A 12,718-nucleotide genomic window follows, 5' to 3' on the forward strand; every position below is an offset into this window, starting at 1 on the left:
CGCCAGAATCCTCTTGTCGCTGGGTGGGTGCGCTCAGGCGCCGAGCTCGTTGTCGATGAGGGCGAACAGCTCGTCCGTGGTCGCGGTGTGCAGGACGTCGGCGGCCTTGGTGCCGGCCTGGGTCTGGTGCAGGGCGGTCACCATCGCCTGCAGGCGGACGACGATCCGGGACCGGTCGATCTCCGCGGCGTCCAGAGCGGACGCGACCGCTTCGAGCCGGTCCAGTTCCGCCTCCAGCGGGACCGCCGCTTCGCCGCCGCCCAGGCGCGTCCACAGATGCTCGGCGAGCGCCCGCGGGTTGACGTGGTCGAACGCGACGGTGGCCGGGAGCTTGAGGCCGGTGGCGGCCCCGAGCCGGTTGCGCAGGTCGACCGCGGTGACCGAGTCGAACCCGAGCTCCTTGAACGCGCGGGCCGGTTCGACCGCCGAGCCGTTGTCGTAGCCGGCGACCACGGCGACCTGGCCGCGGACCAGCTCCAGCAGCGTCCGCCGCTGTTCGGCGGGCGTCAGCGAGGCGAGCTTCCCCTTCAGGTCGCCGGTGTCCTCGACCGGGCCGGTCTCGTCCTCGGCGACCTCGGCCAGTGCGCGCAGCAGCGGCCGCGGCCGGGCGAGCTGGTACACCGGGGCGAACGTGGCCCAGTCGATGTCGGCGACCACCAGGTGGGTCTCGTCGCGGTCCAGGGCCTGGCCCAGCGCCTCGGCCGCGAGTTCCGGGGCCATCTCGGCCAGGCCGATGCGCCGCAGCAGGTCGCTCGCTTCGGCACCGACCATGCCCCCGCCGCCCCACGAGCCCCACGCGACCGCGGTCGCGGTGCGTCCCGCGGCGCGGCGACGGCGGGCGAGCGCGTCGAGGTAGGCGTTGCCCGCGGCGTAGGCGGGCTGGCCGGAGGTGCCCCACACCGCGGCGCCGGAGGACATCAGCACGAACGCGTCCAGCTCGGTGTCGCCCAGCAGTTCGTCGAGCAGAGCCGCGCCGGTGATCTTGGCGCGGGTGGCAGCGGCGAACTCCGCGGTCGTGACTTCGGCAAGGGCCGGCTCGTCGGTCAGCACGCCCGCTGCGTGCACCACGGCTGCCGGCGGGTGCTCGGCCAGCAGCGCCGCGAGCGCCTGCCTGTCGGTGACGTCGCAGGCCGCCACCGTGACGCGGGTGCCAGCCAGCTCGTCGACCAGTTCACGCGCGCCTTCGGCGTCGAGGCCGCGGCGGCTGGTGAGCACGAGGTGCTCGGCGCCGCGTCCGGCCAGCCAGCGGGCGACGTGCGCGCCGACCGCGCCCGTACCGCCGGTGACCAGCACCGTCCCCCGAGGCTGCCACTCTGCTTCGGTCGCGGGCAGTGGAGCGCGGACCATGCGCCGGGCGAACACTCCGGACGGCCGGATCGCGACCTGGTCCTCGTTGTCCGCCCCGGATACCACCGCGGCCAGCCGCGCGGCGTCCGCGGGGCCGTCGACGTCGACCAGGCCGCCCCAGGTGGAGGGCTGGTCGAGCGCGACGACCGTGCCGAGTCCCCACACCGCTGCGGCGGCCGGGTCGGCGTCGGAGAAGGCGTCCACCGCGACCGCACCACGGGTGACCACCCACGCCGGGACGTCGACCTCGATGTCGCGCAAGGCTTGCAGCAGCGCGACGGTGGCGGCGACCGCGGTGCTGAGCGCGGGGTGCTCCGGGTGTTCGCGGGTGTCGAGCGCGAGGAGCGACAGCACGCCGTCGAACGGCCGCAGCGCTGTCGCCTCGGTGAGCAGCCCGGCCAGTTCTTCGCGGTCCGCCGTCGCGATCACCCGCACGACGTCGCCGTGCGCGGCCAGCGCGTCGGCCAGTTCGGCCGCCTCGGGAACGTCGGCGGGGACGACGACCAGCCAGGTGCCGGCCAGCTCGCCCGCGACGCTCACCGGAGCCCACGAGACGCGGTAGCGCCACGATTCTATTGTGGACAGATCGGTGCGACGGCGGTGCCAGGCGGCCAGCGCCGGGACGACCTCGGCCAGCGGGGCGGCTTCGACGCCGAGCCGGGCGGCGAGCGCGTCGACGTCGCCCGCGGCGATGTCCTGCCAGAAGTCCTGGTCGGCGACCTGAGCTCCGGTCGCGGGCACCGCCGCGGCCTCCTCTTCGTGCCAGAAGCGCTTGTGCTGGAACGGATACGTCGGCAGTTCGACGAGCCGCGCGCCGGGCACCAGCGAGGCCCAGTCCGCCGCGCCGCCGCGGACCGAGTGCTCGGCCAGCGAGGTCGCGAACCGGGTCAGGCCGCCTTCGTCGCGGCGCAGGGTCCCGGTGACGGAACCGTTGTGGCCGCCCTCGTCGAGGGTCTCCTGGATGCTCATGGCCAGCACCGGGTGCGGGCTGATCTCGATGAACCGCGGGTAACCCGCGTCGGCGAGCTTCGCGACCACCGGCGCGAACCGGACCGTCGTGCGCAGGTTGGTGAACCAGTACCGGGAGTCCACAGTGGACTCGGCCACCGGCTCCCCGGTCACCGTGGAGGTCATCGCGACCGTCCCGGCTCCGGGGGCGATCGGGGCGAGGTCGGCCAGCAGACGGTCGGCGAGGTGCTCGACGTGCGCGGAATGCGACGCGTAGTCCACCGGCACCCGCTTGGCGCGGAATCCCTCGGCGACGAGCTGGTCGCGCAGCTCGTCGAGGGCGGCACCGTCACCGGACAGCACGGCCGAGGTGGCCCCGTTGTCCGCGGCCACCGAGATCCGGCCGTCCCAGGCATCGAGCCGGGAGCCAAGGCCGGAGGCGGGCAGGCCGACGGCGAGCATCCCGCCGCCCCGGCCGCCGAGGACGTCCCCGATCGCCTTGCTGCGCAACGCGACCACCCGGGCACCGTCCTCAAGGGACAGTGCGCCCGAGACGCTCGCGGCGGCGATTTCGCCCTGCGAGTGGCCGATCACCATGTCCGGTTCCACGCCGTGCGCCCGCCACAGTGCGGCCAGCGAGACCATCACCGCCCACAGCATCGGCTGCACCACGTCCACGCGGTCGGCAGGCGGGGTGCCGCTTTCGCCGCGCAGCACCGCGAGCACCGACCAGTCCGCGAACTTCCGCAGCTCCGCGTCGCACTCGGCCATCCGCTCGGCGAACACCGGCGACTGCTCCAGCAACGCGGTCGCCATGCCGGTCCACTGCGAACCCTGGCCAGGGAACACGAACACGGTCTTGCCACGTGCGTCGGCGGCGCCGGTGACGACGTCCGGGCGAGACGCGCCGGAAGCCAACGCGCGCAGGGCTTCCGCAGCCTGCTCGCGGTCTTGCGCGACGACTACCGCGCGGTGGTCGAGCCGGGCCCGTCCGGTGGCGAGGGTGTGCGCGATGTCGGCGAGTTCGCCAGCTTGACCGTCCACATGGGACGCAATCCGGCCCGCGGCCGCAGCCAGCGCGGCCGGGGTCTTCGCCGACAGCACGAGCGGATAGACGGGAGCCGCGGCGGGCTCGGCCGTCTCGGTGACCGGTGCCTGCTCCAGAATCACGTGCGCGTTGGTGCCGCTGACGCCGAACGAGGACACGGCCGCGCGGCGGGGTCGATTCACTTCGGGCCATGCGCGCGGTTCCGTCAGCAGTTCCACCGCTCCGGCGGTCCAGTCGACGTGCCGCGACGGGGTGCCGACGTGCAGCGTCTTCGGCAGCCGGGCGTGCCGCAGCGCCTGCACCATTTTGATCACCCCGGCGACGCCGGCGGCGGCCTGCGGGTGGCCCATGTTGGACTTGATCGAGCCGAGCAGCAGCGGCTCCCCCGTCGTGCGCTGCCCGTAGGTCTCCATCAGCGACTGCGCTTCGATCGGGTCGCCCAAAGCGGTTCCAGTGCCGTGCGCCTCGACAGCGTCCACATCGGACACTGAAAGCCCGGCGTCGGCCAGCGCCGCCTCAATCACCCGGACCTGCGAGGGACCATTCGGAGCGGAGAAACCGTTGCTCGCGCCGTCCTGGTTCACCGCGGATCCGCGCAGCACCGCGAGGATCTGGTGACCGTTGCGGCGCGCCTCCGAAACGCGCTCCAGCACCAGCACGCCGACACCCTCGGCCCACGACGTGCCGTTCGCGTCGTCGGAGAACGACTTGCTGCGGCCGTCCGCGGCCAGCCCGCGGCGGCCGGAGAAGTCGACGAACATCTCCGGCGTGCCCATCACGGCGACGCCGCTGACCAGCGCGAGCGTGCAGTCGCCGCGGCGCAGGCCCTGGGCGGCCATGTGCAGTGCCACCAGCGAAGACGAGCACGCGGTGTCCACCGACACCGACGGTCCTTCGAGGCCGAGCGTGTAGGAAACCTGACCGGACACGAGACTGCCCTCGGGGCTGCCGCCGCTGTAATCGTGGTACATCACGCCGGCGAAGACGCCGGTGGGGCTGCCCTTCAGCGCGTGCGGGTCGAGCCCGGCGCGCTCGATGGCCTCCCAGGACGCTTCGAGCAGGATCCGCTGCTGCGGGTCGGCACGACGCGCGTCGCGCGGGCTGATGCCGAAGAACTCCGCGTCGAAGTTCGCCGCGTCGTAAAGGAAACCGCCGTGGCGCGTGTAGGTCTTGCCGGGCCGTTCGGGTGTCGGGTCGTAGACGCCCTCGATGTCCCAGCCGCGGTCGGCCGGGAACTCCCCGATCACGTCGCGGCCCTCGTCGACCACGTCCCACAGGTCGTCCGGCGTCGCGATGCCCCCGGGGTAGCGGCAGCTCATGCCGATGATCGCGATCGGCTCGGTGTCGCGCGCCTCCAGCTCGTGCAGCCGGCGGCGGGCCTGCTTGAGATCGGCCGTCGCACGCTTCAGGTAGTCGCGGAGCTTGTCCTCGTTGCTCATGGTCTGCCCGTTCATGAGATGCCCAATTCGTCGTCCAGCACGGCAAACAGCTCGTCGTCGGTCGCCTCGTCCAGACCGGCTTCGGTTTCGGCTCCCGCGTGCGCGTCAGCCCACTTGCGCACCAGGGCGTCCAGGCGCGCGGTGACCTTCGCGGTCGACCCGTTCAGCGTTCCGGCCGCGCCGCCGAGCAGCGTTTCCAGCCGGTCGATCTCGGTCAGCAGCGGCTCCGCGGCGCCGCGGCCGGGGCCGAGCAGCTCGTGCAGGCACCGGGCGAGCGCGGCGGGCGTCGGGTGGTCGAACACGACGGTCGCGGTCAGCTTCAAGCCGGTCAGCGCTCCGAGCTGGTTGCGCAGCTCGACCGAGGTGAGCGAGTCGAAACCCATTTCCTGGAAGGCCCGCTCGGACTCGACCGACGCGGCCGAGGCGAATCCCAGCACCGCCGCGACCTGCTCGGCCACCACGTTCAGGAGGTGCGCCTCGCGCTCGGCCTCGGGCAGCGTGCTCAGCCGGGCGGCGACCGCGGCACCGGACCGGGCGGCCGGGCGGCGGCTCGGCGCGGGCCGGACGAGCCCGCGCAGGACCGGCGGAAGAGCGTCGCTGCGGGCGCGCAACGCCGCGAGGTCGAGCTTCACCGGCGCGAGCACGGCGTCCTCGGCGGTGAGACACGCGTCGAGCAGGGCGAGCGCCTCCTCGGTGGCCATCGGCGGCGTGCCGAGGCGGCGCAGCCGGCGGAAGTCGGCCTCGTCGAGTTCGCCTGCCATGCCGCCGTCCTCGGCCCAGGCGCCCCAGGTCAGTGCCGTCGCCGCGAGCCCGTGGGCCCGGCGGTGGCGAGCCAGCTCGTCGAGGTAGGCGTTGGCGGCGGCGTACCCGGCCTGGCCTGCCGCGAGGACGGTGCTCGCGGCCGAGGAGAACAGGACGAACGCGGCCAGGTCGCGGGTCAGCTCGTGCAGGTGCCACGCGCCGTCGACCTTGGGGGCGAAGACACGGTCCAGCTCGTCGTCGGCGAGGGTCTCGACCCGGCCGGCGGCGGGAACGCCCGCGGCGTGCAGGACGGCGGTCAGCGGCGCTTCGGCCGGGATCGCGTCGAGCAGCGACCGCACGGACGCCGCGTCGGTGACGTCGCAGCTCGCGATCGTCACCTCGCTGCCCAGCTGCCGGAGTTCTTCGCGCAGTTCGGCCGCGCCGGGCGCGTCGGCGCCCCGGCGGCTGGTGAGCAGCAGACGGCGCACGCCGTGCCGCGTCACCAGGTGCTTCGCGACGACCGCGCCGAGCCCGCCGGTGCCCCCGGTGATGAGGACGGTCCCGTCCGGGTTCCAGTTCAGGTCCCCGGCCCGCGCGGTCGCGGGGGTCAGGCGCGGCACGAAAACCTTGCCGCCGCGGACGGCTGTCTCGGGTTCGCCGGTGGCCAAGGCGGGCTCGGCGGCGCCGTTCCCGTCAAGGTCGACGAGCGCGAACCGGCCCGGGTTCTCGGCTTCAGCCGCCCGCACCAGGCCCCAGAGCGGCGCGAGGACCGGGTCGAGGTCCTCACCGCCGACCGCCACCGCGCCGCGCGTGATCACGGCCAAGCGGGTCTCGCCGTCCCCGGCGAGCAGTTCCCGCACCGCGGCGAGCACCTGCCGCGTGACCGCGCGGGCCGCGGCGGGCGGCGAACCGTCCGGAATGGACACTTCCAGCACCTTGGCGCCATCGGCGTTCCCGGTGCTCCCGGCGGGCGAAGCGGGTTCCCACTCCACCCGGAACAGCGAGTCCCGGGTCGACGCCAGCTTGTCCAGCGAGATCGGCCGCGCGGCCAGGGATTCGACGGACAGCACGGGCGCGCCGGTGTCGTCGGCGATCCGCAGCGTGATGGTGTCCGGACTGGTCGGCGAGACGTGCACCCGCAGCGCCGCCGCTCCCGCGCGGTGCAGGGTGGTGCCAGTGAAAGCGAACGGCAGCATCGGCTTCGCTTCGCCGTCCTCGGGCTCCGGGCCGAGCAGCTGGGCGTGCATGGCGGCGTCGAGCAGCGCCGGGTGCAGACCATAGCCGACAGCGTCGGCGGCGTCGGGCAGGACGACGTCGGCGTACACGTCGTCGCCGTCGCGCCACATCGCCCGCAGGCCCTGGAACGCGGTGCCGTAGTCGTAGCCCAGCTCGGCGAGCCGCGCGTACGGGTCGGCCAGCTCGACTTCGACGGCACCCGCCGGCGGCCATTCGGCCAAGTCGAACGACGGCGGCTCCGCCTCGGTTCCGGCGAACCCCTCGGCGTGCCGGATCCAGGCGTCCTGGCCGTCGGGTCGCGAGTGGACAGCGATCCGGCGGCGGCCGTCGTCCTCGGCGTCCACCGAAACCTGGATCGCCGCGCCCGCGCCCTCGGCGAGAGTCAGCGGGGCGTGCAGCGTCAGCTCCTCGATCCGGGCGCAGCCCGCTTCGTCCGCGGCGCGCTGCGCCAGCTCAAGGAAAGCTGTGCCGGGCAACAGGATCGTGCCGAGTACGACGTGGCCGGCCAGCCACGGCACGGTGCTGGTGGACAGCCGGCCGGTCAGCACGAGCGTGTCGGAGTCCGGGACCCGCACGACGGCGCTGAGCACAGGGTGCCCGGCGGCCTGCTGACCGTGGTCCGCGACGTCCCCGGCTGTGGTGGCGGCGGGTGTCCAGTAGCGAGTCCGGCGGAACGAGTAGGTGGGCAGCGCGACCCGCCGGGCACCGGCGTAGAACGCGGCCCAGTCCACGGGAATCCCCCGAGCGTGCAGGGTCGCGAGCGCGGTGACGACGGTGTGGGCTTCGGCGCGGTCCTTGCGCTGGGCCGGGACGAAGGCGAGTGTGTCGTCGTCGAATCCGTTCTGGGCGGCGGCGGTGAGCACCGCGGCCGGTCCGATCTCGACAAACGTCCGGACGCCTTCGTCCGCTAGCGACTGAACCCCGGCGTGGAACCGGACGGTCGCGCGGACCTGGTGCACCCAGTACTCCGGCGTCGCGAGGTCGGCATCGGCCGAGACCGTCGAGACGACGGGGATCGCGGGCGCGGCATAGGAGAGCTTCTTCGCGACTGCGGCGAACTCGGCGAGCATCGGCTCCATCAGCGGCGAGTGGAAAGCGTGCGAGACGCGCAGCTTCGAGGTCTTGCGGCCGTCGAACCGAGCGGCGACGGCGGCTGTTCCTTCTTCGGTACCGGAAACCACGAGCGCGTCCGGTCCGTTGATCGCGGCGATGCTCACCTCGTCCGTGAGCAGCGGCGTCACCTCGGCTTCAGTGGCCTGGATCGCGACCATCGCGCCACCGGAGGGCAGGGCCTGCATGAGTTTCGCCCGCGCGACGACCAGCGTGCAGGCGTCGCGCAGCGACAGGACGCCTGCGACGTGCGCCGCGGCCAGCTCGCCGATCGAGTGCCCGAGGAGGAAGTCCGGCCGCACGCCCCAGGTCTCCAGCAGCTGGAACAGCGCGACCTCGACGGCGAACAGCGCCGGCTGCGTAAAGCCGGTCCGCTCCAGTGTTTCCTCGTCGCCGAGCACTGTCCTCAGTGGACGGTCTAGGTGCGGGTCCAGTTCGGCGGCCACGGCGTCGAGCGCCTCGGCGAAGGCCGGGTACTGCTCGGCGAGCGCCAGGCCCATCCCGGCGCGCTGGGCGCCCTGACCGGTGAACAGGAACGCCGTCCGGCCGCTGCCCCGCCGGTCGCGCACCACGCCGGGCGCGGCGGTGCCCTCGGCGAGCGCGTTCAGCCCGGCGAGCAGCTCCGGGTGGTCGGCACCGACGACGACGGCCCGGTGGTCCAGCGCCGAACGGGTCGTGGCGAGCGAGAAACCGATGTCGGCAGGCGAACCGGCGGCATCGACGTGCTCGGCGAGCCGCCGCGCCTGCGCGGCCAGAGTGTCCGCCGAGTCGGCCGACACCGGCCACGCGACGACGGGCAGCGCGAGCGGGGTCACCGGCTCCTCCGGGACCGCCTCCGCTTGCTCGACGATCACGTGCGCGTTCGTGCCGCTGATGCCGAACGACGACACCGCGCCGCGCCGCGGCCGGGACACCGCGGGCCACGCACGGGACTCGGTGAGCAGTTCGACCTTGCCTGCCGACCAGTCGACATGCGGCGAAGGCGCGTCCACGTGCAAGGTCTTCGGCAGCACGCCGTGGCGGATGGCCTGCACGACCTTGATCACGCCGCCGACGCCCGCGGCGGCCTGCGCGTGCCCGATGTTCGACTTGAGCGAGCCCAGCCACAGCGGCTCTCCGGCCGCGTCGGAGCGCTGACCGTAGGTCGCCAGCAGGGCCTGCGCTTCGATCGGGTCGCCCAGCTTCGTCCCGGTGCCGTGCCCTTCGACGAGGTCCACGTCCGATGTGGACAGTCCGGCCGATTCGAGCGCCTGCTGGATGACCCGCTGCTGCGCCGGCCCATTGGGCACGGTGAGCCCGCTGGAGGCCCCGTCCGAGTTCACCGCGCTGCCGCGCACGAGGGCGAGCACGTCGTGGCCGAGCCTGCGGGCGTCGGACAGCCGCTCGACGACGAGCACACCGACGCCCTCGCCCCAGCCGGTGCCGTCGGCGCCCGCGGCGAACGCCTTGCAGCGTCCGTCGTCCGACAGGCCGCGCTGCTCGGCGAAGTCCACGAACGTTCCGGGCGTGGCCATCACCGTGACCCCGCCGACGAGGGCCAGCGCGCAGTCGCCGCGGCGCAGCGCCTGGGCGGCCCAGTGCAACGCGACGAGCGAGGACGAGCACGCGGTGTCCACCGTCACCGCCGGGCCCTCCAGCCCGAGCGCGTACGCGACCCGGCCGGAGACGACGCTGCCGGCGGCCTCGTGGCCGAGGTAGTCGTGGTACATCACCCCGGCGAACACGCCGGTGCTGCTGCCGCGCAGCGTCTCCGGCACGATGCCGGCCCGCTCCAGCGCGGTCCAGGACGTCTGCAGCAGCAGCCGCTGCTGGGCGTCCATCGCGCGTGCCTCGCGCGGCGAGATGCCGAAGAACTCCGGGTCGAACTCGGCGGCGTCATAGAGGAATCCCGCTTCGCGGGTGTTCGTGGTGCCGGGCCGCTCGCCCGAAGGGTCGTAGAGCGCGTCCAGCGCCCAGCCGCGATCGGCCGGGAACGGGCCGATCGCGTCGGTGCCGGTCGCCACCAGCTCCCACAGGTCCTCCGGGGAGCCGACGCCGCCGGGATACCGGCAGTCCATGCCGACGATCGCGATCGGCTCGGTCTCGGCGTCGCGCGCGTCCCGCAGGGCCTGCTTCGCCTCGCGCAGTTCCGCGGTGGCGCGCTTGAGGTAACCGAGCAGCTTGCCCTCGTTTTCCGTGCTCACGTCATTGCCCCCAGTTCGGCGCCGGCGAAGCAGAAATTGGCACTCACGTAATCGACCGCCTCGGGAAGTTGCCGCGATTTCCAGGTGATTCCGGGAAAAACGCTATCCAGATGTTTTGCCCTGTCCCACCCCTAACCGGCGGAGTCCGGGGTGGGTGAGCGGCTCCCGCCGCGGCTCTGCTCGGCAGACATCCGTGAGGGCCGCCTTGAGGGAATGAGATTCCCTCAAGGCGGCCCTCACGGACTTCGGCAGGCGCGGTCAGCGAATCAGTTCGGCCACAACGGTGCGCGGAGCGGGCAGCGCGGCGATCTCTTCCCGCAACGCCTTCGCGGCGCGGCCCAGCTCCTCGTCGGCCGTCAGCGTGCGGGCCGCTTCGCCGGAGCCGGTCTTCCCGGCGCCTGCCGCCGCGATGCGCGCGGTGATCGCCGTTTCGGCAAGGGAAAGCTGGGGCAGGCCGTGTGCCGCCGCCGCGAGCGCGAGGGCCGCGTCGCCGTCGTGGACGACCGCGGCGCACGTCGGCAGCAACGCGGCCGGCGGCACGGAGTCGACGAGCCGGACATTGGCCGGCAGCGTGACCCCCGCCGGTACGCGGGCCGAGCACACGAGTTCGAAGTCCGCTCCCGCGACCGCGTCGAAAAGCGGGCCGAACAGCGTCTCGTCGGTGAGGGAGAGCAGCACGCGGCTGCGCCGTGCCTTGCGGCGCAACCAGTTCGGCACCACCACGGGACCGAAGTAGGGCACGTGCCGCACCGCGCGGGCGGCACCGCTCCCGGCCCGCAGCGACGGCGGCACGGTGTCCAAGGTGATGTCCGCGGCGTCCTCCGCGTCCGGCTCGTCCAGGGCGCCGAGGACGCGGACGGCGACGGCGCCGACCGCTCGCGCGGCGGCCGTTCCCGCCGGGGCGAGGGCGTCGGAGACCACGACCTGAGGACGCCACAGCTCGGCGAACTCGGCCAGGGCCGCGGATTCGGCGAGCCCCTCTTCGGCACCGCTTTCCAGCTCTACCGCCACGCAACTGGTGCGGAGGATCTCCTCGGCGAACGAAGGGCGTCCGGCGATTTTCACGTCATGGCCCGCCGTCCGCAATGCCCACGCGAGTGGCGCGAGATTGTGCAGCCGGGCGGGCGAGGAAGGGGCGGCCATGAGCACACGCATGGAATCCACTCCAGGAAAAGGAAACCGGGGCACGCCCGGCGCGGATGGGTGATCCGAGATTAACCGCGCCGGAGATGCCCCAGTACCCCTATTGCGCACTGCCCCGGGCGGGGTCGCCGCCTCGATCGGCTGCCGCCGCACGGCGATCGGCCGGGCGACCGGGAACCCCCCGGATCGATCCCGGCCGCGATTCGCCAGCGGCAGCGGACAGCCGCTCCGGCCTTATCCGCCCGCCCCGGACACCGCGCGCAGGCGGCGATCCCACTCGCGCGCGGCCCACACGCCGCCCGCGAGCACCCCGCCGCCGAGCAGCACCCAGAGCAGCCACGACGGGTCCCAGTCCCCGTTGAGCACGCCGTCCAGCAGCCAGATGACGATGTGGACGACGCTGACGAGCAGCCACAGTGCGATCGCGACCCGCGGCGCCGCCTCGAGCGCGGGCGGGATGACGTCCCCGGCCCGGCCGGCGACCGCGACGCGCAGCGCGGCCTGCGTGGTCGCGGTTTGGACGCGCGCCAGCCGCCGGGCCGCCTCGGCGACGTCGTACTCGCCTTGCGAGCGGGCGTGCTCGATCTCGGTGGCCGCCAGCTTCCGGTCCAGCTCGGTGACCCGGCCCGCGAACCGGCGGGTCGCGTTCACGACAGCGGACCTTCGGCCAGGACGCGTTCTGGCGCGGGCTTGGATGCCGCCACGACCATTCCGGTAGCCTCTCAGCTTGATTAGTGTAGGGCTTGCACAGTTTACTCGAAGGACACCGCGGAGCGAAAGGGCCCGCCCGGGGAGCCGTTCTGTCCGATGTGGACACTCACCGGCCACGAGCGGACGGTCTTCGCCCGCCGCGCCCAAGGTCTGCTTCAGACGGTCTTCAGGGGTTGTCGGTTCTCGCCGGCGAATGACAGATTTCCGGCACGCCGGAGCCCATGGGACGGGTCCGCGCATTGACTTCGTCCCGCCGCCATTCCGCCGCGCGAGAGACGGGTGAATCGCAATGACGACTACTGCCGCTGAACACGAAGCCATCGCCGAGCTGAACCGCTTGACCTCGGTCGCGGCAATCGGGATGGGGCACGTCGGCCTGCCGACCGCGCTCGGACTGCGCGAGAGCGGCGTCGGGGTGATCGGCATCGACCTGTCACAAGCCGCCTCGGCTCGATCCGCTCGGGCGAGGTCGACCTGATCGAGGCCGGCCACCGCCGGCTGGACAAGGCCGTGCACCAGGGGACTTCCAGCTCACCGCGGACTCGGCGCCGATGCGGTGCTGGTGTGCGTCCAGACCGGGCTCGACGAGTACCTGATGCCCGACCTCGACCAGCTACGTCGGCACGTCCGGGTGCCTGCTGGTGAAGCCGTTGACTGCCCGGGGTTTCCGGGTCGGGCACGACATCTTCATCGCGTCCAGCCCCGAGCGCATCGACCCCGGCAACGAGACGCACACGCAACAGGAGACCCCGCGCGTGACGCCGACGTGCACCACGATGGCACAGCGCGTGATCAACCTCCTGACCCCGGCC

Annotated in this window: 5 protein-coding genes and 1 pseudogene; 1 reads left to right on the top strand and 5 read right to left on the bottom strand. The window is 73.2% G+C overall.

Features of this window, described 5'->3' with window-relative positions:
* Positions 1-33: 33 nt before the first annotated feature.
* From BM362_RS10225 to BM362_RS10240, 4 genes and pseudogenes are all read right to left on the bottom strand, one after another.
* Positions 34-4,809, bottom strand: a complete 4,776-nt coding sequence (locus BM362_RS10225) for a type I polyketide synthase (RefSeq protein WP_483073383.1) — start codon at positions 4,807-4,809, stop codon at positions 34-36.
* Positions 4,794-10,031 (bottom strand): annotated as a pseudogene (locus BM362_RS10230) (type I polyketide synthase); the annotation flags it as partial. The pseudogene BM362_RS10230 and the gene BM362_RS10225, both read right to left, overlap by 16 nt.
* A gap of 279 nt (positions 10,032-10,310) precedes the next feature.
* Complete coding sequence (locus tag BM362_RS10235) at positions 10,311-11,207, bottom strand: nucleotide disphospho-sugar-binding domain-containing protein (protein ID WP_093572934.1); 897 nt, start codon at positions 11,205-11,207, stop codon at positions 10,311-10,313.
* A 222-nt stretch (positions 11,208-11,429) separates the two neighbouring features.
* Positions 11,430-11,846 (bottom strand): hypothetical protein, encoded by a 417-nt coding sequence (locus tag BM362_RS10240; RefSeq protein WP_067580526.1) that lies wholly within the window; start codon positions 11,844-11,846, stop codon positions 11,430-11,432.
* Between the two features lie 349 nt (positions 11,847-12,195).
* Between BM362_RS10240 and BM362_RS48800 the strand changes: the two genes are divergently transcribed.
* The gene (locus BM362_RS48800) at positions 12,196-12,384 is read left to right on the top strand and encodes a hypothetical protein (protein ID WP_067580524.1); all 189 of its coding nucleotides are present in this window, start codon (positions 12,196-12,198) and stop codon (positions 12,382-12,384) included.
* Between the two features lie 135 nt (positions 12,385-12,519).
* Here BM362_RS48800 and BM362_RS48805 read toward each other — a convergent pair whose 3' ends face one another.
* Positions 12,520-12,702, bottom strand: a complete 183-nt coding sequence (locus BM362_RS48805; RefSeq protein ID WP_244287106.1) for a hypothetical protein — start codon at positions 12,700-12,702, stop codon at positions 12,520-12,522.
* Between the last annotated feature and the right edge of the window lie 16 nt (positions 12,703-12,718).

Source organism: Amycolatopsis rubida (assembly GCF_900115345.1).
Lineage (GTDB): Bacteria > Actinomycetota > Actinomycetes > Mycobacteriales > Pseudonocardiaceae > Amycolatopsis > Amycolatopsis rubida.